The 21816-nt window shown below is 67.7% G+C and carries 18 protein-coding genes; 12 read left to right on the top strand and 6 right to left on the bottom strand.

Features of this window, described 5'->3' with window-relative positions:
• The first annotated feature begins 132 nt into the window (after positions 1–132).
• Positions 133–1254, top strand: coding sequence for a citrate synthase 2 (locus BJ987_RS02325; RefSeq protein ID WP_209884227.1), 1122 nt, complete (start codon positions 133–135; stop codon positions 1252–1254).
• A 99-nt stretch (positions 1255–1353) separates the two neighbouring features.
• Here the strand turns inward: BJ987_RS02325 and BJ987_RS02320 are convergent, their stop codons facing one another.
• From BJ987_RS02320 to BJ987_RS02305, 4 genes are all read right to left on the bottom strand, one after another.
• Positions 1354–2688 (bottom strand): sensor histidine kinase, encoded by a 1335-nt coding sequence (locus tag BJ987_RS02320; protein ID WP_209884225.1) that lies wholly within the window; start codon positions 2686–2688, stop codon positions 1354–1356.
• Entirely contained in the window at positions 2685–3383 is a 699-nt protein-coding gene (locus BJ987_RS02315) for a response regulator transcription factor (RefSeq protein ID WP_209884223.1), read from the bottom strand. Before BJ987_RS02315 ends, BJ987_RS02320 begins: the two co-directional genes overlap by 4 nt.
• A 47-nt stretch (positions 3384–3430) precedes the next feature.
• Complete coding sequence (locus tag BJ987_RS02310) at positions 3431–3814, bottom strand: hemophore-related protein (RefSeq protein WP_209884221.1); 384 nt, start codon at positions 3812–3814, stop codon at positions 3431–3433.
• A gap of 111 nt (positions 3815–3925) precedes the next feature.
• Entirely contained in the window at positions 3926–5929 is a 2004-nt protein-coding gene (locus BJ987_RS02305; RefSeq protein ID WP_209884219.1) for an AMP-binding protein, read from the bottom strand.
• A 302-nt stretch (positions 5930–6231) separates the two neighbouring features.
• Between BJ987_RS02305 and BJ987_RS02300 the strand changes: the two genes are divergently transcribed.
• The 6 genes from BJ987_RS02300 to BJ987_RS02275 all read left to right on the top strand — a co-directional run bounded on the left by BJ987_RS02300 (position 6232) and on the right by BJ987_RS02275 (position 13737).
• Positions 6232–9837 (top strand): HAMP domain-containing sensor histidine kinase, encoded by a 3606-nt coding sequence (locus tag BJ987_RS02300; protein WP_209884217.1) that lies wholly within the window; start codon positions 6232–6234, stop codon positions 9835–9837.
• Positions 9834–10247 carry a roadblock/LC7 domain-containing protein gene (locus BJ987_RS02295; protein WP_011207200.1) on the top strand — a complete coding sequence of 138 codons (414 nt, stop codon included), beginning with the start codon at positions 9834–9836 and terminating at the stop codon, positions 10245–10247. The genes BJ987_RS02300 and BJ987_RS02295 overlap by 4 nt, the downstream gene beginning before the upstream one ends.
• A 7-nt stretch (positions 10248–10254) precedes the next feature.
• Positions 10255–10629, top strand: coding sequence for a DUF742 domain-containing protein (locus BJ987_RS02290; protein WP_209884215.1), 375 nt, complete (start codon positions 10255–10257; stop codon positions 10627–10629).
• A complete protein-coding gene (locus BJ987_RS02285; RefSeq protein ID WP_209884212.1) occupies positions 10610–11212 on the top strand; it encodes a GTP-binding protein in 603 nt (200 codons plus the stop codon). Before BJ987_RS02290 ends, BJ987_RS02285 begins: the two co-directional genes overlap by 20 nt.
• A 67-nt stretch (positions 11213–11279) precedes the next feature.
• Complete coding sequence (locus BJ987_RS02280; RefSeq protein ID WP_209884210.1) at positions 11280–12770, top strand: carboxyl transferase domain-containing protein; 1491 nt, start codon at positions 11280–11282, stop codon at positions 12768–12770.
• Between the two features lie 112 nt (positions 12771–12882).
• Positions 12883–13737 (top strand): aldo/keto reductase, encoded by an 855-nt coding sequence (locus BJ987_RS02275; RefSeq protein WP_209884208.1) that lies wholly within the window; start codon positions 12883–12885, stop codon positions 13735–13737.
• On the opposite strand, the gene BJ987_RS02270 is transcribed toward BJ987_RS02275, so the two are convergent.
• Positions 13718–14836 carry a flavin-containing monooxygenase gene (locus BJ987_RS02270; RefSeq protein WP_209884206.1) on the bottom strand — a complete coding sequence of 373 codons (1119 nt, stop codon included), beginning with the start codon at positions 14834–14836 and terminating at the stop codon, positions 13718–13720. The two genes, BJ987_RS02275 and BJ987_RS02270, sit on opposite strands and share 20 nt — an antisense overlap.
• Positions 14837–14926: 90 nt before the next feature.
• Between BJ987_RS02270 and BJ987_RS02265 the strand changes: the two genes are divergently transcribed.
• Genes BJ987_RS02265 through BJ987_RS02250 form a run of 4 tightly spaced genes read left to right on the top strand, consistent with a single transcriptional unit; the run spans position 14927 to position 19457 of the window.
• The gene (locus tag BJ987_RS02265) at positions 14927–15655 is read left to right on the top strand and encodes an enoyl-CoA hydratase (protein ID WP_209884204.1); all 729 of its coding nucleotides are present in this window, start codon (positions 14927–14929) and stop codon (positions 15653–15655) included.
• A 12-nt stretch (positions 15656–15667) separates the two neighbouring features.
• Positions 15668–16819: an MBL fold metallo-hydrolase gene (locus BJ987_RS02260; RefSeq protein ID WP_209884203.1), complete on the top strand. Its 1152-nt coding sequence runs from the start codon at positions 15668–15670 to the stop codon at positions 16817–16819.
• A 48-nt stretch (positions 16820–16867) separates the two neighbouring features.
• A complete protein-coding gene (locus BJ987_RS02255; RefSeq protein ID WP_209884201.1) occupies positions 16868–17086 on the top strand; it encodes an antitoxin in 219 nt (72 codons plus the stop codon).
• A gap of 46 nt (positions 17087–17132) precedes the next feature.
• Positions 17133–19457 (top strand): ATP-dependent DNA ligase, encoded by a 2325-nt coding sequence (locus tag BJ987_RS02250; RefSeq protein WP_209884199.1) that lies wholly within the window; start codon positions 17133–17135, stop codon positions 19455–19457.
• A 1-nt stretch (position 19458) separates the two neighbouring features.
• Here BJ987_RS02250 and BJ987_RS02245 read toward each other — a convergent pair whose 3' ends face one another.
• The gene (locus BJ987_RS02245) at positions 19459–20097 is read right to left on the bottom strand and encodes a cysteine hydrolase family protein (protein WP_209884197.1); all 639 of its coding nucleotides are present in this window, start codon (positions 20095–20097) and stop codon (positions 19459–19461) included.
• 549 nt (positions 20098–20646) lie between these two features.
• Between BJ987_RS02245 and BJ987_RS02240 the strand changes: the two genes are divergently transcribed.
• The gene (locus BJ987_RS02240) at positions 20647–21774 is read left to right on the top strand and encodes a lipase family protein (protein WP_209884195.1); all 1128 of its coding nucleotides are present in this window, start codon (positions 20647–20649) and stop codon (positions 21772–21774) included.
• Positions 21775–21816: the final 42 nt, after the last annotated feature.

Here is a 21816-nt window from a genome sequence, read left to right as displayed (position 1 = left end):
TAGCAAAGAGTTATCGTTTTCTTGATCGGCATGTGCTCGGCGAGCCATCTCAACAGATCATCGCGAGCGACCTGACAAGCAGTCGCAAGCGGCCGAACACCATGCGACCCGTAGTGCAAGGAGAGTCCCAACATGACTACCGCCGTCCCCAGTGATTTCGTCAGCGGCCTCGAAGGTGTGGTGGCTTTCACCACCGACATCGCCGAGCCGGATAAGGACGGCGGTGCCCTGCGCTACCGCGGCGTCGACATCGAGGACCTGGTCGGTGGCCGGGTGACCTTTGGTGATGTGTGGGCCCTGCTGGTCGACGGCGAGTTCGGTCGCGGCCTGCCGCCGGCCGAGCCGTTCCCGCTGCCCGTGCACACCGGTGACGTGCGCGTCGACGTGCAGGCCGGCCTGGCCATGCTCGCCCCGATCTGGGGCTACGAGCCGCTGCTCGACATCGACGACGAGACCGCCCGGGAGAACCTCGCGCGCGCTTCGGTCATGGCGTTGTCCTACGTGGCGCAGTCCGCGCGCGGCATCTATCAGCCCGCCGTGCCGCAGAAGAAGATCGACGAGTGCACCACGGTCACCGAGCGGTTCATGACCCGCTGGAAGGGCGACCCGGATCCGGCGCACACCGAGGCCATCGACGCCTACTGGGTTTCCGCCGCCGAGCACGGCATGAACGCTTCCACCTTCACCGCCCGCGTCATCGCCTCCACCGGCGCCGACGTGGCGGCTGCGCTGTCCGGCGCGATCGGCGCCATGTCCGGCCCGCTGCACGGCGGCGCTCCGGCTCGGGTGCTGCCGATGATCGAAGCGGTGGAGCGGAGTGGTGACGCGCGGGCGCTGGTCAAGGGCATCCTGGACCGCAAGGAGAAGTTGATGGGCTTCGGCCACCGGGTGTACCGGGCCGAGGATCCGCGCGCCCGTGTGCTGCGTGCCACCGCCAAGCGACTCAACGCTCCCCGCTACGAGGTGGCCGCCGCGCTGGAGCAGGCCGCGCTGGCCGAGCTGCGTGAGCGTCGCCCGGACCGCGCGATCGAGACCAATGTGGAGTTCTGGGCCGCGGTGATCCTGGACTTCGCCGAGGTGCCGGCGCACATGATGCCCGCGATGTTCACCTGTGGCCGCACCGCCGGCTGGTGTGCGCACATTCTCGAGCAGAAGCAGCTCGGCAAGCTGGTGCGTCCGGCCGCCATCTACACCGGCCCGGCCCCCCGCAAGCCCGAAGAGGTTGCCGGCTGGTCGAATATCGCCCACGCCTGATTCGCTCCGACGCCCGCCGAGCCGGGCACCTGGACAGTAATCCTGTCCAGGTGCCCGGCTCGTCTCGTTCCAACACATCGGCGTGCCGGAACTGCGGATCTAGCGGCCGCGATCGGGCAGGTCCAGCACCAAGCGCGCTCCGCCCAGCGGGCTCTCGTCGAAATAGGCGCGCCCGCCGTGCAATTGGGCCTGCTGCGCGACCAATGCCAGCCCGAGGCCGGAACCGCCCTTGCTGGCCTGGCTGCCACGGTAGAACCGGTCGAACACCGCCTCGCGTTCCTCGGCCGGGATGCCTTGGCCGTCGTCGTCGACGGTGATCATGATGTGCCCGTCGGGCATTCGGTGCGCGGAGACCAGCGCGTGCGTGGCGCGGCCGTGCTTCACCGAGTTGGCCAGGGCGTTGTCGACCGCCAGCCGCAGACCGGCGGGCAGGCCGCGGGTGATGAGTTCGGCATCGGTGTCGATGCTGACCTTCAGGGTGGGGAAGTGCCGCATCGCGTCGTGGGCCGCCTGGTCGCACAGGTCGCCCACATCGGTGGCCACGTGATCGCGTTCATTGGTGAGATCGCCGGTAGCCAAACGCTCCAGCGCCGCGAGGGTGGTCTCCACCCGGCCCTGACTGCGTTGCAGGTCGGTGAGGATCTCCACGCGCTGGGCCTCGTCCAGGTCCAGGGTGCGCAGGACTTCCAGATCGGTGCGCATGGCGGTGAGCGGGGTGCGCAATTCGTGCGCGGAGACGGCGGCGAAATCGCGGGCGGTCTCCAGCGCGGCGGCGGTTTCGGCCTGGGCCTGGGCCACCCGCGCCAGCATGGTGTTCACCGCGTCGGCCAGTTGCTCGGCCTCCCGGACACCCGAACCATCCACGGGGGCAGGGGGATCGGCGGGATCGGAGAACCCGCTGCGACCGGCCACCTGCCCGGTGAGCCGGACGATCGGGCGGACCGCGCGTCCGGCGAAGAGCCAGCCCAGCGCGGCGGCGGCGGCGATCGCGATCAGCGCTCCCGCGAGGACCCAGCGGCGCTGTTCGGCGGTCGCGCGCGCGGCCTCCTCGGCGAGGATGCCGAGAGTCACGGTCCGGCCGCTGGGCTGATTCTCGGTGGTGGTGAGCAATCGGTAGGAGCTACCCGCGACCATGGCGGTGCGGAAACCCTGTGCGCCCTGCGGCAATTGGACCTGGCTGCTGGCCGTCACCGCGCCTTTGTCGCGGACGGTGACGGCGATGTCGCTGTTCAACCCGGTCAGCCCGATCAGCCGTACCGCAACCACCGGGTCGATCAGAACGAGGCGCGAGGCCAACCGTAATTGCTGATCGCTCTGTTGCAGATTGTTGCGCTCGATCGCGCGAATACTGATGAGACTCAACAGGGTGACGATGATGATCGCGCCCATCGCCGCGGCGGCCGCCACCCGGGTGCGCAGCGAAAAAGCCTTCATTTCGGCGGCCGCAGCACGAACCCGACGCCGCGTATCGTGTGCAGAAGCCTTGGCGTGCCCTCGGTTTCGAGTTTGCGCCGCAGATAGCCGACGAAGACATCGACCACATTGGTGTCGGCGGCGAAGTCGTAGCCCCAGACCAATTCCAGCAGCCGCTCCCGGCTCAGCACCACACCGGCATTGCGGGCCAGCGTCGACAGCAGCTCGAATTCCCTTTTGGTGAGCTCGATTTCGTGCCCGTGCAGCAGCGCGCGATATCCGGCTTCGTCGATCTCGAGCGGGCCGACGCTGATCGCGCCCGGGGTTTCGGGTGCCGGTGCGTCCGACCGCCGCCGCAGCAGCGCCCGGATCCGCGCCACCAATTCCGCCAATACGAACGGTTTGACCAGGTAATCGTCGGCCCCGGATTCCAGTCCGGCGATCCGGTCGTCGACCGAGGCGCGGGCACTGAGCACGCAGATCGGCACGTCGTTGCCCATCGCTCGCAGGGCCGTCACTACGCCGGCGCCGTCGAGGACGGGCATGTTCATATCGAGCACGATCGCGTCGGGTGCGTGCTCGTTCACGCTACGCAGAGCGGCTGCCCCGTCCCGGGCGACAAGCACCCGGAAACCGGACAGCCGCAGTCCGCGCTCGACCGAAGCGAGCACATCCTCGTCGTCGTCGACCACAAGCACCGTGGGGTTAGCCGTCACAGGGTCATTGTGCCGCGCCCCTTCGGCCGGATCGGTCAAGGTAGAGCTCAGTAGGTGTGGCAGACGGCCGCGACTTCGGCGATCGTGTTGGCGAGGCCCGCCGCCCGCGGATCGTTCTGCGCCTGTGCGGCGGCATCCGGGTTCTCATCGAGGATCCGCTGGAACTCGGCGCGCCGCTGCTCCACCGGCAGATCGAACTTGGCCTTCAGTTCGGCCTTCTGCGCGGGGTTGTTGTCGAGGATGTTGGCCAGGGCGGGCGCCTTGTCGTGCAGCGCGGCATCGACCTGAGCGAAGGAACAGTTCGAATTCAGTAGCGGGGCCGCCAGTTCCATCGGGCCCGCGTTCGCTACGCCCGGCGCGAGCAGCACGGCGACCGCGCCCGCACCGCCCGCGAGCAGAGCGATGGCGGGACGAGCAGAGAAACGAATCATGAGGTAACTCCCGAGAATCGAGGGGGTTGCTGAGTGCTCTCGACGGTATTACCCCGCTGTGGCCCAAGTCTTAGACAAGGATGAGAAAGCTCTGAGGAGAGCGGAATTCGTTCAGGGTGTGATGCGCGGGAATTCGCCGGTGTCGGCCTTGGTGGTGATGACCTGATCGGCCAGCGCGACCAGCACCGAGGGATCTTCGATGGTCGAGGGCACGTCGTAGTCGTCGCCCGCGCTGATCTGGCGGATCGTCTTGCGCAGGATCTTGCCGGAGCGGGTCTTGGGCAGACCCGCGACGATCACCGCGTCGGCCAGTTGCGCGATCGCGCCGACCTGATCCCGGACCCGTCGGGTGAGATCCGCGCGCAACTGCTCGGGATCGACCGAGATGTTTTCCTTGAGCACCACGTAGGCGATGGGGATCTGGCCCTTGAGCTCGTCCGGCAGTCCGATCACCGCGCATTCGGCGACCGCCGGATGTCCGGCGATGGCGGCTTCGATGCTGCCCGCCGAGAGGCGGTGGCCGGCCATATTGATCACGTCGTCGCTGCGGCCGAGGACGAACAGATAGCCGTCCTCGTCGAAATAGCCGGAGTCGCCGGTGAGGTAGTGCCCGGGGAAGGCGGCCATGTAGGAGCGCAGGAAACGGTCGTCCGCGTGCCATAGACCGGTCAGGGTGCCGGGGGGCATCGGTAGGCCGATCACGATATTGCCCTCGACTCCCGGTGGCACCGGATTGCCCTCGGCGTCGAGCACCCGTAGGCGATAGCCGGGCACCGGCACCGAGGCCGAGCCCGCCTTGATCGGAAGCTGTTGCAGGCCGAGCGGATTGGCGCAGATCGGCCAGCCGGTCTCGGTCTGCCACCAGTGATCCACCACCGGGCAGTCCGGGCGGGTGTCGAGCAGCGTGGTGGTGGCCCACTCGAAGGTCGCCGGATCCAAACGCTCACCGGCGCAGAACAGCGCGCGCAGCGAGGAAAGGTCGTAGCGATGCGCGAGCGCCGCCTCGGCGTCGGCCTTGCGGATCGCGCGCAACGCGGTCGGCGCGGTGAACAGCACCCGTACCCGGTGCTGTTCGACGACCCGCCAGAACGCGCCGGCGTCCGGCGTGCCGACCGGCTTGCCCTCGTAGAGCAGCGTGGTCGCGCCGACCAGCAGTGGCGCGTAGACGATGTAGGAGTGCCCGACCACCCAACCGACATCGGAAGCGGCCCAAATGACTTCGCCCGGCCCTACGTCATAGATATTGCGCATGGACCAGGCCAGCGCCACCGCGTGCCCGCCGTTGTCGCGCACCACGCCCTTGGGTTTCCCGGTGGTGCCGGAGGTGTAGAGGATGTAGAGCGGGTCGGTCGCCGCCACCGACACCGGGTCGGCGTACGGCGCGTCCCGCTCCGCGTCGTTCCAGTCCAGCCAGCGCACGGCCACCGTCGCCGCGGAGCTCGGCAGCGATTCGGTCGCCTCCTGCATCTCGGCGAACTTCATGGTCGGGAATTGCGGCCGCTGTTTGACGATCACATGCCGGGGCGCTTTTGTTTCGGCAAGGTCCAACGCCCGCAACACGATCGGCGGGTAGTCGATCTTGCGGCCCGGCTCCAGGCCGCCGGAGGCGGTGATGATGAGCACGGGCGCGGCGTCGTCGATGCGGGCCGCCAGCTCGGGCGCGGCGAAACCGCCGAAGACCACCGAGTGCACCGCGCCGATGCGCGCGCAGGCCAGCATGGCGATCACGGCCTCGGGAATCATCGGCAGGTAGATGACCACCCGATCGCCGACCCCGACGCCGAGCCGAGTCATCGCGCCCGCGAATTTGGCCACCGCGTCCAGCAATTCGCCGTAGGTGAATTGACCCCTGGTGTCGGTCATAGCCGAGTCGTATATTAGGGCGGGCTGGTTCGCCCGGCTGTCGTCGCCGCCGTGCACGTGCCGGTCCAGAGCGTTGTAGGAGGTGTTGAGGCGAGCATCCGGAAACCAGCGAGGCACCGGTCGCGCTGCGGTGTCGACGATTTGAGTCGGCGGCACATCCCAGTCGATCGCCTCGGCAGCACTGCTCCAGAACTCGGCGGGATCCACCAAGCTGGTCTGATAGACCGGTCGGTAGTCGTGCTGCGCACCCACTCCTGTGACTCCCTAGCCCTCGCCTCGATACCCGCCTCGATAGATCTGGATGATTGTGGCAGACTTCACGCGACACCCGGGTGGGTGTCGTGACCTTTGCTTTTGCCTGGAACGGGCAGGTCAAGGCCCGTAGTCCACCTCGGCGTCACCCAAGAAGTTATTGATCCGTTAGAATCTGATGTCACTTATTTCGGCCGTCATAGACGCAATTTCTCGGCCAGCCGCAGTTCTCGGCCAGCTTCGCCTGTCGAGCCAGCATGTGATGGCGCATGGTTGGGGCCAGTTTGGAAAGTGAGTGGGAGATGCGTGACGCCGCTAGGTCCGGCAAGAAGCGCTGGGCGCTTGGCAATTGGGACCTGCGCTGGAAGGTTACGGCGGTCCTCGCCGTGCCGCTGGCGGTCGCGGTTGGGCTCGGCGTGTCGAGGATTACCTCAGAGTTTTCCGAAGCAGGTCGACTGAAGGCTATTTCGGAGAACATCGAGGTCATCCCGGCCGTTACCGGTTTGCGTTCGACCTACAACACCGTTGTGGGTTCGCAGTTGATTTCGCTGGCGCCGGGCACGTCCATCGTGACCGACCAGAACCTGGCCGATCTGGACAAAGCCCTGGTGGTAGCCGAGGGCGCGCTCAGCGATCTCGATAACCTGCCGAAGGCGCGGGCCGCCTTCGAGAGCATGATCACCCAGGCGAAAACCACTTTGGCGCAGGGCAAGGCACCGACGCCGAACGCGGCGGAAGCGCTAGCCCAGATCGACAAGGCGACCAACGAGTCGGTCACCATTTTGGAGACCACTACCTCGCAGGTCAGCGACCCGGGCTTGGACGCGGCGAAGCTGCGCCTTGTCGATTCGATCAACACCCGAGGCACCCTGGTGCCCGAGCTGGCGGCCTTCAGCGAGTTCTTGCGCGGTGCGCACGCCACGGGCCTGTCGAACTTCTTCACCACCGCCAATACCGAGCGCCAGTTGCTCAACATGCTCGCGCACCGATTCCCGGACGGCGATCCGGCGATCGCCGACCTGCGGGCGGGCGTGGACACGCGCATCTCACTGGTGAGCAGCCCGGACATCGCGGCGGGCAAGATCCCGATCGGCGAGTTGAAGAACTCGATGACGACCAGTCTGGACGTCTACGACCGGATCATCGCCAAGGCGACCAAAGACATCGAAGCCGCCATGTCGCGGTTGTCGGGCAAGGCCAACACCGACGCCTGGACCTACACCGCGGTCGTGCTCGCGACCATTCTCGCGGCGCTCTTGCTCGCCGTGTTCGTCGCCCGCTCGATGATCGTGCCGCTGCACCGCCTGCGCCTCGCGGCCCTGCGCGTCGCCGAGAGCGACCTGCCGCACGAGGTCGCCCAGCTCCGTAACGGCGCGGCCCCCGAAGACGTGCCGCTGGAACCGATGCCGGTGCGCAGTTCCGAGGAGATCGGCCAGCTGGCGCGCGCCGTCGACGATATCCACGGGCAGGCGCTGCGTTTGGCGAGTGATCAGGCGCAGATGCGTTCGCAGGTCAACGACATGTTCGAGACCTTGGCGCGCCGCTCCAAGTCGCTCGTCGACCATCAGCTCAGCCTGATCGAGGCGATGGAGTACGACGAGAAGGACCCGCGCCTCCTCGAAAACCTGTTCCGCCTGGACCATCTCGCCGCGCGTATGCGCCGAAACGGCGACAACCTGCTGATCCTGGCCGGTACCAAGCAGCGCCGCGCCAAGTCCGCCCCGGTCGAGATCGCCGACGTGCTGCGTGCCGCGATCTCCGAGGTCGAAGACTACGAACGCGTGAAATTGGGCGCGACGCCGCGCGGTTCGCTGATCGAACCCGCCGCCTCCGACTTGGCGCACCTGTTCGCCGAGCTCCTGGACAACGCACTGCGCGCCTCCCCGCCGGAGACGGACGTGAAGTTCACCTTCGCGCAGGCGCACGACCAGGGTCTGCTGATCGAGGTCGCCGACCGCGGCATCGGTATGCCGCCGGCCGAAATGGTCGAGATCAACCGGCGTTTGGAGCAGACCGCGGAGCCGGGCCCCGATACCGCCCGCCACATGGGCCTTTTCGTGGTCGGCCGGTTGGCCGAGCGGCACGGGCTCACCGTGCGATTGCGCCCGACCTTCGACACCGCGCGCGATCCCGGTGTAACGGTGACGGTCCACGTCCCGGTAGGCCTGATCGTGCACGGCAAAGCAAGTGTCCAGCAAACCACTCCGGCGGCTCCGGCCGCCGCGGAGCGCCCGCGTCCGTCGGCCGCTTCCTCGATGCAGATGCGGGCGATCCAGCGGACTCCGCAGGGCAACGTCATGGTGACGGTGGATCCCGGCGTCAGCGGTCCGGTCGACGCGCCGAGTCCGCAACCGCCGAGCACTCCGCCCGGTGCCGGCGGTCTGCCGCAGCGGCAGCCGGGTTCGGCCGCGGCGGCCGCGGGCATGCGCCAGGACGGCGCGCAGTCCGGGCCGACCTTACGGTCGGCGTCGGGTCAGGCGCAGAACGGGCCGCAGCGCGGCAAGCTCGCCGCGGCCAGCCTGCCCAAGCGCAACCTCGCCGGTGGTCCGCCACCGCGCCAGCCCGGTTCCGCCGAGCCGGCGGCGTCCAGCGCGTCCGGCGGCTTGCCGCCGCGCGACCCCAACGCCGGCCTGCCGCAACGTCAACCGGGCGGTAACGGCGCCCCGCAGCCCACGGGTGGTCTGCCGCAGCGTCAGCCCGGGGCCAACGGTGCGCCCGGCCGTCAGCCCGATGCCGGTCTGCCGCAACGTGATCCGTCCGCCGGTGGCCTGCCGCAGCGGCAAGCACCGGGCATGCCGCAGCGCGACGCCAATCCGATCGCCCCGGCCGCCTCCGGTCTGCCGCAGCGGGAGCCGGGCGTGCACGGCCCGACGGTCAAGGGCGCCACGGTGCAGCCGCCGGCCTCCCGGGAAACCGGGTTGCCGCAGCGGGATCCGGGCACCGGTTCGGTTCCGCAGCGTCCGGCCGCGTCGACAGGTCTGCCGCAGCGTCAGCCCTCGGGTCTACAGCGGGATCCCTCTGCTGGTGGTCTCCCGCAGCGTGATCCGTCTGCGGGTGGTTTGCCGCAGCGTGATCCGTCTGCGGGTGGTTTGCCGCAGCGTGATCCGTCTGCCGGTGGTCTGCCGCAGCGTGATCCGTCTGCCGGTGGTCTGCCGCAGCGTGATCCGTCAGCGGGTGGTCTCCCGCAACGTGATCCGTCAGCAGGCGGTCTGCCGCAGCGTCAGCCCGCCGCGACCACTCCGCCGCAGCGGGATCCCGGCGGCCTGCCGGTGCGTCAGCCGGGTGCCTCTCCGCTCGGCCTGCCGCAGCGCGAGCCTGGTGCCTCGCCCCTCGGTGGCGGACTGCCGCGCCGCGAACCCGCCGGCAACGAGCTGCCCCAGCGGTCCGCCGGGCTCCCACAGCGGGAGCGGGGCGCCGCCGATGTCGCCGACAGCGCATTGTCTTCCAGCACACCGGACGCGCAGGCCCCGGCCCGCGATCCGGGCAAGCACAGCATGCGCTCGGATCCGGCGAAGGCGGCTTCGTTCTTCCAGACTCGACTGCAACCCGCGGTCGAAACCGGATCGACGATGGACAGCCCGATTTTCGCCGAGATGATGTCGGCGTGGCTGTCGGACCCGAATCCGGACCGGTCCCAGGTAGCCGCCGCCTTCGAATCACCGGGTGACGAAGGCTGGCAAGCCGCGCGGCGGGCCTCCGAGGCGCAAGCCGAGAAAAAGACCGCCGCCGGGTTGCCGCAACGCGATCCGGGCGGAAGGCTGGTCCCCGGCGGTGTCACCGGTGCCGCCCGGGAACGGGCACCCCGCCGCGATCCGGAAATGATCAGGTCAAGCTTGAGTCGTCACCAGCAGGGCGTCCGGGATGGCCGCTCAATGAAAGCACCCCTAACCGGAGAAGGAGACCGATGAACCCCGATCTAGGTGGTACGAATCGTCAACTGGATTGGCTGGTTTCGAACTTTGCCAACGAGGTTCCTGGCGTAGCCCATGCCGTCCTGGTTTCGGCTGACGGCCTACTCATGGCGGCGAGCGCGCAGCTGCCCGTCGACCGCGCCGAGCAGCTCTCGGCCGTCACCGCGGGGCTCGCGAGCCTCTCGGTGGGTGTCTCGAACCTGTTCGAGGGCGGCACCGTGCTCCAGTCGGTTGTCGAAATGGAGCACGGCTACCTGCTGCTCATGGCGGTCGGTGACGGGTCCTACCTCGCGGTGCTGACCAACACGTCCTGTGACATCGGACAGGTCGGTTACGAAATGGCCTTGTTGGTCGAGCGTGTTGGCCAGACAGTGCAGGCCACGCCACGCGTCACGATGGGTTCCTGATGGTGGGATGGACATAGAAGATCACCGCGTGGGGAGCGCCGAGCCGAGCCTCGTACGCCCGTACTCGCTGACCGGCGGACGGACCAGGCCGGCTGTGGAGTTGGCGTTGGAGGCTCTCGTCGCATCGCATCCGGTCGCCCTGGAGCGGCAGTTCGAACTGACCAACATCGAGACGTCAATCGTGGAGTTGTGCAGAGAATCGCCGTCCGTCGCCGAAGTCTCGGCGCGCCTTGGCATTCCGATCGGTGTCGCCCGAGTGTTGGTGGCCGACCTGATCGAAGCCGGGCATGTCCGAGTTTCGGCGACTTTGAAAGACGATTCCAGCGACGATGAACGTCGCGAGCTGATCGAAAGGGTTCTCAGTGGACTCCGGCGTATATGATTCGACGGCGCATGTCGATACCCGAACCACTAAGCCGACCTCGGCGAAGATCGTGGTCGCGGGTGGTTTCGGTGTCGGCAAGACCACGCTGGTCGGTGCCGTCTCGGAGATCGTTCCGCTGCGCACCGAGGCTTTGGTGACCAACGCCAGTACCGGAATCGACAACCTGACCGGCATTCCGATGAAGTCGACCACCACGGTGGCGATGGACTTCGGCCGGATCAGTCTCGCCGACGATCTGGTGCTGTACCTGTTCGGTACACCCGGCCAATACCGGTTCTGGTTCATGTGGGACGACCTGATCCGCGGCGCCATCGGCGCGGTGGTGCTGGTCGACACCCGCAGGCTCGAGGACAGCTTCGCGGCCGTCGACTACTTCGAGGCGCGCAACCTACCGTTCCTGGTGGCGCTCAACGAATTCGACGACGCGCCGCGCTACCCGATCGAGGACATCCGCCAGGCTCTCGCGGTCTCCGCGGACGTGCCGATCCTCTCGATCGACGCCCGCCGGCGCGAGCCCGCCAAGCAGGCGCTGGTCTCGCTCACCGAGTACGCCCTGCGCAAGGTGATGCAGGGTTACTGAGCCCTCCGGCAGGTAACCTCGTCGCCCCGGCGTACGCCGGGGTCCACGGGGGATTTACGCTCGCCCGATGCGGATTTCAGCGCGGGAGTTGCTCGAGCAGCTGCTCGATTCGGGCTCGTTCGTCAGCTGGGACCGGCCACCACTGTCGGTGGCCGGATCCCCGCGATATCGCGAGGAACTGCGTGCGGCGGAGCGGTCGGCGGGCGTCGACGAGTCGGTGCGCACCGGTGCGGGGCTGCTGCGCGGTCGTGAGGTCGCCGTAATCGCCTGTGAGTTCGAGTTTTTGGCGGGTTCGATCGGTGTGGCGGCGGCGGAGCGCATCGTCACCGCGGTCGAACGTGCCACCGCGCTCGGTTTGCCGCTGATCGCCTCACCCACCTCCGGCGGCACCCGAATGCAAGAGGGCACAGTAGCTTTCGTGCAGATGGTGAAGATCGCCGCCGCGGTAGCGGTGCACAAGGCGGCGGGCCATCCCTATCTCGTCTACCTGCGCGACCCGACTATGGGCGGAGTGTTCGCCTCTTGGGGATCGCTGGGTCACATCACCTTCGCGCAACCGGGCGCCCTGATCGGGTTCCTCGGCCCTCGGGTTTATAAAGCCTTGTACGGCAAGGATTTTCCGGAGGGGGTGCAAACCGCCGAGAATCTGTACCGCAACGGCGTCATCGACGGTGTGGTACCGATCTCGGTCTTCCGTCGTATCGCCCACCGCGCCTTGAGCGTGCTCAGCGGCGAGGTGCTCCCGAGTCAGCCTGTGGTGCAAGAGATTCCGGCTGCCGCGTCGGCCGACATCACGGCGTGGCAATCGGTGCTGGCGTCTCGCCGCTCCGATCGTCCCGGTATTCGCGACCTCTTACGCCATGTGACCCAGCGGGTTCCGCTGAGCGGGACCGGTCAGGGCGAATCCGACCGCACGGTCGTGCTGGCGCTGGCCCGTTTCCGCGGCCAGCCCTGCGTCGTCTTCGGCCATGACCGCGTGGGTCAGCAGGGCGAGACCACCATGGGCCCGGCCGCTTTACGCGAAGCCCGGCGCAGTATGGCTCTGGCCCGCGAACTGCACGTCCCGCTGGTCCTGGTCATCGACACCGTCGGCGCCGCCCTCTCCAAGGAGGCCGAGGAACGCGGCCTGGCTCCCGAAATAGCCCGCTGCCTGGCCGATCTGACCACCCTCGACACCCCGACCATCTCCGTCCTGCTCGGCCAGGGCACCGGCGGCGGCGCACTGGCCCTGCTCCCGGCCGATCGGGTCCTGGCCGCCACGCACGCCTGGCTTGCTCCGCTCCCACCCGAGGGCGCCAGCGCCATCGTCCACCGGGACACGGCGCACGCCGCGGACTTGGCCGCGGCTCAGCGCATTCGCTCGGCCGACCTGCTCGCGGATGGCATAGTCGATCGCATAATCCCCGAAATCCCCGACGCCGCCGACGAACCCACCGCCTTCGCCCGCCGCATGGTCCAGGCCATCGCCGAGGAACTCGCTCAGCTCCGTTCGCACTCCGCGGCAGAGCTGCAGCGCCGCCGCCGGCACCGCTACCGCCGGCTCGGTTTGCCGGGTTGATCCGTGTGCGCGGCGGCACGTCGGCGCGGAAAGTGCTGGTCGGCAGCTTTTTCACCGCCAACACGCCCGCAGGTTCGTTGACGGGCGGGCGTCGCACTTCTACGGTCGGAACGTGACCTTCAAAAGCGAGACCTGCGCTATTCCCTCGATAATCCTCAATGACGGAAACGTGATCCCGCAGCTCGGGTTCGGCGTGTTCCAGGTGCCGTCCGACGAGGTGTCCGAGGTGGTGACGGCCGCGCTACAGGCGGGGTACCGGAGTATCGACACCGCCGCCATCTACGCCAACGAGGAGGGCACCGGGCGGGCGATCCGCGAATCGGGACTGCCTCGGGACGAGGTGTATGTCACGACCAAGCTGTGGAACTCGGAGCAGGGGTACGACTCCACCTTGCGTGCGTTCGATGCCAGCATGGAAAAGCTGGGTCTGGATTATCTGGACCTCTACCTGATCCATTGGCCGGTGGAAGTGGCGGGGAAGTTCGTCGATACCTTCCGGGCCTTTCAGGCCTTGAAGGCGCAGGGCCGGGTCCGTTCGATCGGGGTATCGAATTTCACGGTGCCGCAATTGGAGCGATTGATCAGCGAGACCGGTGAGGTTCCGGCGGTCAATCAGATCGAACTACATCCGCGGTTGGGGCAGCGCGAACTACGCGAATTCCACGCCGCCAACGCGATCGCCACCGAGGCGTGGAGTCCGCTGGGGCAGGGCACTCTGCTCGATCATCCGACCATCGTCGCCATCGCGGAGGAACTGCGGCGCACCCCGGCCCAGGTGATCATCCGCTGGCATCTGCAGCGCGGCACCATCGTGATTCCGAAGTCGGTGACTCCGGCGCGCATCGTGTCGAACTTCGACGTCTTCGGCTTCGAACTCAACGAGGGCCAGATGTCGGCGATCGACTCGATGGACGCCGGCGAGCGCATCGGCCCGGATCCGGACACCTTCACCGCGGGTTACCAGTAATCCCCAGATAGTCGACGAGTTCACGCGTGGCGGCCCGGCCCGCGCGGTTGGCGCCGATGGTGCTGGCCGACGGGCCGTAGCCGATCAGGTGCACGCGCGGGTCGACGGCGACCTGGGTGGCCAGCCGGCCGGTCATGGTGATGCCGCCGCCGGGTCCGCGCAGCCGCAGCGGCGCCAGATGGTCCAGGGCGCTGCGGAATCCGGTGGCCCACAGAATCACGTCGGCAGGTTGGAACGATCCGTCGGCCCAGCGCACCCCGTCGGGCTCGATCGCGTCGAACATCGGCAACCGCTCCAGCGCTCCGCGTGCCTTGGCGGCGCGCAGCCGATCGTCCCAGCGCAGCCCGGTCACCGACACCACCGATCCCGGCGGCAGCCCGCGTCGCACCCGATCCTCCACCGCGGCCACCGCGGCTCGTCCGGCGTCGGGGCCGAAATCCTCGTCCCGGAAGACCGGTGCCCGGCGCGTCACCCAGGTGGTCGTGGTGACCTCGGAAATCTCGTCGAGCAACTGCACCGCCGAAATGCCGCCGCCCACGATCACCACGTGCTTGCCGCGGAATTCGGCGGCGGTGCGGTAATCGCGGGTGTGCATCTGCCGGCCGGCGAAGGTCGAGGCGCCGCGGTAGACCGGAATGAACGGATGCTCCCAGGTGCCGGTTCCGTTGATCAGCCCACGCGCCCGCAAGGTTCCGGCCGAGTCGGTTTCCGCGCTCAGTATTTCTCCGCGCCCGTCGCAGCGTTGTCCGTCCGCCGTGCGGTCGCAGACCACCCGCACGCTGACCTGCCGCCGGACCCGCAGGTCGAATTCCTTCTCGTACAGCTCGTAGTAGTGCGGCACCGCGGTGGCCGCGGGCGCTGATTCCGAGCCGGGAGGCAATGTTTCGGCGAATGACATGCCCGGCAGGTCGTGCACGCGGTTGACCGTGGTCAGCGTCAGCGAGGGCCACCGGAATTGCCAGGCGCCGCCCGGGCCCGGCGCGTGGTCCACGATCAGGAAGTCGCGCTCCGGCTCCAGACCGAGTCGCCGCAAGTGATAACCCGCCGACAGCCCAGCCTGACCAGCACCGATCACCAGGATCTCGAAATCTGTCGGCACGAGTGGTGATCGTAACGCCCTGAGCGAACACGGCCCTGGGCTGTGGCACAGTAAAGGTAATCAAACAATACGTTGAGCCGGGGAGTATGCATGCTCGGAGTTAGCCGCGATGGTGATGTCGTCACCATCGAAATGCAGCGCGAAGACCGTCGCAATGCGCTCAACAACGACCTCGTGGTCCTACTGCGCGAGGCGGTGCTGGGGGCGGTCGAGGAGGACGCGCGGGTCATCGTGCTGACCGGTCGTGGACCGCTGTTCAGCGCCGGCGCGGACCTGTCCGGCGTCTATTCCGAGCAGTTCCTCGCGGATCTGATGGACATGCTGCACACCATCGAGTCGGCTCCGATCCCGGTGATCGCGGCGATCAACGGCGGGGCGCTCGGCGCGGGCGTGCAGATTTCGCTGGCCTCGGATCTCCGGGTGATGTCGCCGGAGTCCTACATCGCGATTCCCGCTGCCAAGCTTGGCATTTCGGTGGATCGGTGGACGATCCGGCGGCTGGTTTCGCTGATCGGCGGCGGCCCCGCGCGCGGCATTCTGCTCGGCGCGGAGCGGGTGACGGCGTCCGACGCCTACGCCTACGGGTTCGCCAATCGGCTCGGCACGCTCGCCGACGCGCAGGCGTGGGCCAAGTCGATCGCCGAACTCGCGCCGCTGTCGCTGCGGCACCTCAAACTGGTACTCAACGACGACGGCACCCGCGAGCCGGATACGGCGCAGCAGCGCGCGGCCCTGGAGGCGGCGTGGGGCAGTGCCGACGCCCAGGAGGGCCGGCTGGCGCGGGAAGAGAAACGTGCGGCGAAATTCGTTGGGCGATAAGGGGATACGGCCATGAAAGTGAAAAAGGTACTGGGCGCCGCGGCCGGTGCGGTGGGTATCGGCTGGCTGGTCCGCGCGGTGTGGGATATTCCGTCGGCGATCGGCGCCTCGATGTCGGCGATCGCGCCCTACGCCTCCGGCGCCGCGAGCTACCGCAACCGTCAGTTCCACAACACCGAGCCGAGCAGTCAGATCGCGCCGGGTTCGGCTCCGTCCCTGCTGTATTCGATGCTGACCCGTCGTAATGTCGGCCGCCCGCGCGGGGTGGTGCCCCTGCAGACCCCGCCGGTCCCGACGGCGGCGGCCGATCTCGCGGTCACCTGGTACGGCCACGCCTCGGCGCTCATCGAGGTGGACGGGTACCGGGTTCTCACCGATCCGGTGTGGAGCGAACGGGTTTCGCCGTCCGCGCTGGTCGGCCCGGCGCGGTTGCACCCGGTGCCGATGCCGCTCTCGGAACTGCCCCCGCTGGACGCGGTGATCATCTCCCACGATCACTACGACCATCTGGACAAGGCGACCATCCGGGAACTGGTGACCGGGCAGTCGGTGCCGTTCCTGGTGCCGCTCGGCATCGGCGCGCACCTGCGGCACTGGGGTGTGCCCGAGCATCGGATCGTCGAATTGGATTGGGGCGGCTCGGTTTCCCTGGCCGCACTGGGCCGGGAGCGCGATGGCACCGATCTGGTGCTGACCTGTACCGAGGCCCGGCACTTCTCCGGCCGCGGCCTGGTGCGCAACACCACGCTGTGGGCGTCGTGGTCCATCGTCGGTCCCACCCGGCGGGTGTATTTCGGCGGCGATACCGGGTTCACCAAGGTGTTCGCCGACGCGGGCGCCGCCCTGGGCCCGTTCGATCTGACCCTGCTGCCCATCGGCGCCTACGACCCGCGCTGGGCGGATGTGCACATGAACCCGGAGGAGGCGGTGCGCGCGCACGCCGATCTGTGTCGCGGCGACGCCGCGCACGGCCTGCTGGTGCCGATCCACTGGGCGACCTTCAACCTCGCCTTCCACGGCTGGTCGGAGCCGGTGCGGCGGATGGTTCAGGCCGCGGCGAAGGCCGGTACCAGGATCGCCGTCCCGATGCCCGGTCAGCGCATCGATCCCCAGGCGCTTCCCGTTATGGCCAAGGAAAAGGCCTGGTGGGAGGATATTGGTTGAAACCAGTCGGTTTCGACTTCAGCTCGATCGACAAGGAAGGACCCGGGAATGAGTTTCGCGGACAGTCTCAAAGGCCTGGTCGGCAAGGGTAAGGATATGGCGGCCAAGAACGCCGACAAGATCCACGGCGCGGTCGACAAGGCCGGCGATTTCGTCGACAAGAAGACCCAGGGCAAGTACACGGACAAGATCGACAAGGTGCAGGAGGCCGCCAAGAAGGCGGTGCCGCCGGAGCAGCCCGGTTCGCAGCCCGGCTCGAAGGCGTGACGCGCGGCGGGGACCGATTACCGGTTCCCGCCACTAGAATTCAGCTATGTCTCCCCGCCGCGAGTTCGGTGGCAGCCCGGGCCGAGCCCCTGTCGAGGTTGATCTGACCAACCTCGACAAGGTGCTGTATCCAGCCACGGGTACGACAAAAGGCGAGGTCATCGCCTATTACACGGCCATCGCGCCAGCCATGCTGCCGCATATCGCGGGCCGGGCGGTCACCCGGAAGCGCTGGCCCAACGGCGTCGAGGAATCCTCGTTCTTCGAGAAGAACCTGCCGTCGCACGCGCCGGACTGGATGGAACGCCACACCGTCGAACATTCCTCGCGGCGTGCCGAGTATCCCGTGGTCGATTCGGAGGGCGGGCTGGCCTGGCTGGCACAGCAGGCGGCGCTGGAAATCCATGTGCCGCAATGGCGGTTCGACGGTGATCGGATCGGCTACGCCACCCGGATCGTCTTCGATCTGGATCCCGGGCCCGGCGCCGGGCTGCCCGAGTGCGCGCGCGTGGCCCTGCTGGTGCGCGAGATGGTCGAGGGCATCGGGCTGCGCACGTTTCCGGTGACCAGCGGTAGCAAGGGGATTCACCTCTATGTGCCGCTGGACAAGACATTGAGTCCCGGCGGCGCGTCGACCGTGGCCAAGCAGGTGGCGACGAATCTGGAGAAGCTACACCCGGATCTGGTGACGGCGACGATGGCCAAGAATGTCCGGGCGGGAAAGGTTTTCGTCGACTGGAGCCAGAACAACCCGGCCAAGACCACCATCGCGCCGTACTCGCTGCGCGGGCGGGCCGAACCCACTGCCGCCGCGCCGCGCGACTGGGAAGAGATCGAGAATCGGAAGAAGCTGCGGCACTTGCGGTTCGACGAGGTGCTGGCCCGATGGCGGGACGACGGTGATCTGCTGGCCGAACTCGATCCACCGCTGGAGGCCTCGAAGAACGACGCGCTGACCAAGTATCGGTCCATGCGTGATCCGGAGCGCACGCCGGAACCAGTGCCCGTTTCGCCGCCGAAGGCTACCGAGGGCAATCGGTTCGTCGTGCAAGAACATCACGCCCGCCGGTTGCATTGGGACGTGCGACTCGAACGCGACGGCGTACTGGCCTCGTGGGCGGTGCCCAAAGGGCCGCCGACCACCTCGGAACAGAACCGGCTCGCCGTGCACACCGAGGACCATCCGCTGGAATACCTGCACTTCCACGGCGCCATCCCGAAGGGGCAGTACGGCGCGGGCGAGATGACGATCTGGGATACCGGCACCTACGAGACCGAGAAGTGGCGCGACGACGAGGTCATCGTCCGTTTTCACGGGGAACGGCTCAACGGGCGCTACGCGCTGATCCAGACCAACGGCAACCAGTGGCTCATGCATCTGATGCGCGATCAGAATCCCGAAGCGTCCGGCGAGTCACCGAGTAAGAAGAAACGCGGTGCGGCGGAGCCGAACGGAATCCGCCCGGAGAAGGTATCCCGGCAGGCCTCGGCCCCGTTCCCCCGTGGGCTGGAGCCGATGCTCGCTACCGAGGGCGATGTCGGCGAACTCGATGATGCCGAATGGTCGTTCGAGACCAAGTGGGACGGCTTCCGCCTGATCGCCGAAATCTCTTCCGGCACACTCATACTGCGCAGCCGCCGCGGCAACGTGGTGACCGACCGGTATCCGGGCATTGGCCCGCTCGCCACCGAACTGTCCGATCACGACGTCGTGCTCGACGGTGAGGCCGTGGTGTTCGACGACCACGGCGTCGCCAATCTGGGTCTGCTGCAAGCGGATGCGGCTCGCGCCGTCTTCGTCGCCTTCGATGTCCTCTATCTGGACGGCACGTCCCTGATCCGCAAACGGTATGCGGATCGCCGCCGGGTGCTGGAAGCTCTCGCCGCCACCGCCCCCTCGATGCGGGTGCCACCGCGTCTCGACGGGCCGGGTGCGGCCGCCCTGCGCTACAGCCAGGACCAGAGCCTGGAAGGCGTCATCGCCAAACGCAAGGACTCGGTCTATCTGCCCGGCAAGCGCGGGCATTCTTGGGTCAAGCAACGCAATTGGCGCACACTCGCGGTGGTAGTCGGGGGCTGGCGCCGCAGCGATGCCCGCAACTTCAAGTCCCTGCTCGTCGGCATTCCGCACGAGGGCCGCCTCATCTACGTCGGCCGGGTGGGCACCGGCTTCGGCGACGAGGTGATGCGGTCTCTCGCCACACGCCTGAGCAAACTCGAACGCAAAACCAGCCCCTTCGACAACGACCTCACCGCCGAGGAGCGGAAGGAAGCCGTCTGGGTGACTCCGAAGATCGTCGGGGTCGTGCGTTTCATGAACTGGACCGAAACCGGTCGCCTCTGGCATCCGGCCTGGCTGGGCGAAGAGTGAGCTAGCCGCGTAGGGCGGGGATGAGGGTGGCGGAGTCGGTGACGAGGGCGTGGCCTTGGAATTCGAAGTCCGCGTAGGCGCGGTCCATCGCCTCCTGGTCGCGGCCGCCGACGGCGTCGCGCACCACGATCGGGACGAAACCGAGGTCGGTGGAATGCGTGACGGTGGGCGCGATGCCGATCTCGAGGGCGACGCCGACGATGGCGTAGCCATGAATGCCCAGGTCGCGCAGGGTGGCCGCGAGCGGGGTGCCTTCGAAGGCGGACATGGTGGTCTTGTCGAAGACGACTTCGTCGGGGCGGGGCTGGAGTTCGGGGACCAGTTCGAAGGCCGGAGTGTCGCGCTGCAGGATGGGCTTCAGCTCTTCGACGGTTTCGGCGCCCTGCCAGCTCATCGCCATGCGCAGTGCGAAGCGGCCGCTGAGGCGAGGCGGGAGGAAGAAGTGGCGCAGGAAGATGACGGGGTAGCCGCCGGCGCGGGCGGCGTCGACGACGCGGACCACGCGCTCGATGATGTCGGGGCCGTCGGGCAGTTGGGACAGGACTCCGACCTGCATGTCGTAGACGATCAGGGCGAGCTTGTCCGGGGCGCACAAATCGGCGTGTCCCTCGGGAATGTCAAGGCCGTTGCCGAACCGCATCGTCGGTAGCTCCCTACGTGATTCCGCCATGGTCCTGCGTCGAATCTCTTGCACGCAGGGCACTTTCGATCACTCTAGCCACCTCGCGCGGGGCGGGGGACTGCGACGGCGGGTTCGACGCTCGTGCCTCGATCGTTGTCGGGGGTCGCCGGGGCGGCTACGGTCGAGTGACCTCGAGGTGGAGGTCGTCGGCGGCCCCGACGGCCGGCGCCTCGATCGATGCAGGAGCCGCGGATGGGCACATCACCGCACCGGAGCTCGCTGAAGCGCGCGGTGCGCATCCCGGCCGCGCAAATTGAAGCGGCGACACTTCGTTTGTATCGACCCCTGCGCGCGGGGTGGTCGCGTATCCTTGAAACAGTGAACGGCTACCGAATAGCTACTCGCCTGAGATTCGGATCATGGACTGTTCGTGAAATACCAGAAAAGCTCTCTACCAGTAATGTAATCGGCCGTGCACTGCTGTCCGGAGTTTCGGCAGCACTTGTCGCGGTGCTGATTTCAAGTGTCACGCTATTTTCGGGCGGAGTATCAGCGCGCGCGGAGCCGGTGCCACGTCCCGACGACGACCCGTTCTACGCGGCCCCCGGGAATATCGCCGAGGTCCCGAACGGCGCGGTTCTCAAATCGCGGCAGATCGCATTGTTCGGCCTGCCGCTGCCCGTCCAGACCTGGCAGTTGCTGTATCGCAGCACCGATTCGGCGGGCCGGCCGAACGCGAATATGACCACGGTGCTGGTCCCGAATACGCCGTGGCCGGGCCCGGGTGCGCGTCCACTGCTGTCGTATCAGGTCGCCGAGGACAGCCTGGGCACCCGTTGCGCACCGTCGTATGCACTGCGCGGCGGGTGGCCGGTCGGACTGAACACCCTGATCGACGCACCGTTCATGGCTGACGCGCTGCGTCGCGGCTGGGCCGTGGTGACCAGTGACTACGAGGGGCCGGAGTCCCGCTTCCTCGATGGGGTGACCTCCGGCCGCGGTGTACTCGACGGGATTCGCGCGGCTCGCGCTTTCGCCCTCGGTGGCGTCGATGCGACGAGTCCGCTCGGCGCGTACGGCTATTCGGGCGGTGCGTTCGCGACGCTGTGGGCTGCGCAGTCACAGCCGGCGTATGCGCCGGAGCTGGGGTTCGCCGGGATCACCGCGGGTGGCGTTCCGGCTGATCTGCCCGCCATCGCCCGCGGTGTCGAGGGCGGCATGCAGGCCGGGCTGGCTTTGCTCATCGTGCACACCGCGGTTCGCAATACCCCGGAGGCCGGAGTGGCTGAGCTGCTCAACGATCGCGGCCGCGCGATGCTGGTCGAGGACGCCGGCGCCTGCGGTGAGGAACTGATCCTCAAATACAACGGGGCGCGCGTGGCGGATTTCGCCGCTGTCCCGGATCTGTTGTCCCATCCGGCTTTTCGCGCTGCCGTCGCGCGGCAGGAACTCGGCGGCCCAGCACCGGTCGCACCGATGTACCTGTACCACAGCACTACCGACGATGTGATTCCCGTGGCGGGCTTCACCGCGTTGACCCAGCACTACTGTGCGCAGGGCGCGGACATCAGGGTCGTGCATTCCGGCCTGCCCGGACACAACCCCGCCGCTGTCGGCGAGGCCTTCGGGGCGATGAACTATCTCGCGGATCGTTTTGCGGGAGTACCGGTTTCGGACGGCTGTCACGACCGATGAGGTAGACACGGTGCGTACCGGTGAACCGGTACGCACCGCATC

This window comes from Nocardia goodfellowii (assembly GCF_017875645.1).
In the GTDB taxonomy this organism is placed as follows: Bacteria; Actinomycetota; Actinomycetes; order Mycobacteriales; family Mycobacteriaceae; genus Nocardia; species Nocardia goodfellowii.
This window is presented reverse-complemented; position numbering and strand designations above follow the sequence as displayed.

Coding starts and splice junctions, on each gene's coding strand:
- BJ987_RS02260 (WP_209884203.1), top strand. CDS start 15,668: ATGAAAGTGAAAAAGGTACTGGGCGCCGCGGCCGGTGCGGTGGGTATC.
- BJ987_RS02300 (WP_209884217.1), top strand. CDS start 6,232: ATGCGTGACGCCGCTAGGTCCGGCAAGAAGCGCTGGGCGCTTGGCAAT.
- BJ987_RS02295 (WP_011207200.1), top strand. CDS start 9,834: ATGAACCCCGATCTAGGTGGTACGAATCGTCAACTGGATTGGCTGGTT.
- BJ987_RS02280 (WP_209884210.1), top strand. CDS start 11,280: ATGCGGATTTCAGCGCGGGAGTTGCTCGAGCAGCTGCTCGATTCGGGC.
- BJ987_RS02310 (WP_209884221.1), bottom strand. CDS start 3,814: ATGATTCGTTTCTCTGCTCGTCCCGCCATCGCTCTGCTCGCGGGCGGT.
- BJ987_RS02245 (WP_209884197.1), bottom strand. CDS start 20,097: ATGCGGTTCGGCAACGGCCTTGACATTCCCGAGGGACACGCCGATTTG.
- BJ987_RS02325 (WP_209884227.1), top strand. CDS start 133: ATGACTACCGCCGTCCCCAGTGATTTCGTCAGCGGCCTCGAAGGTGTG.
- BJ987_RS02250 (WP_209884199.1), top strand. CDS start 17,133: ATGTCTCCCCGCCGCGAGTTCGGTGGCAGCCCGGGCCGAGCCCCTGTC.
- BJ987_RS02255 (WP_209884201.1), top strand. CDS start 16,868: ATGAGTTTCGCGGACAGTCTCAAAGGCCTGGTCGGCAAGGGTAAGGAT.
- BJ987_RS02320 (WP_209884225.1), bottom strand. CDS start 2,688: ATGAAGGCTTTTTCGCTGCGCACCCGGGTGGCGGCCGCCGCGGCGATG.
- BJ987_RS02265 (WP_209884204.1), top strand. CDS start 14,927: ATGCTCGGAGTTAGCCGCGATGGTGATGTCGTCACCATCGAAATGCAG.
- BJ987_RS02290 (WP_209884215.1), top strand. CDS start 10,255: ATGGACATAGAAGATCACCGCGTGGGGAGCGCCGAGCCGAGCCTCGTA.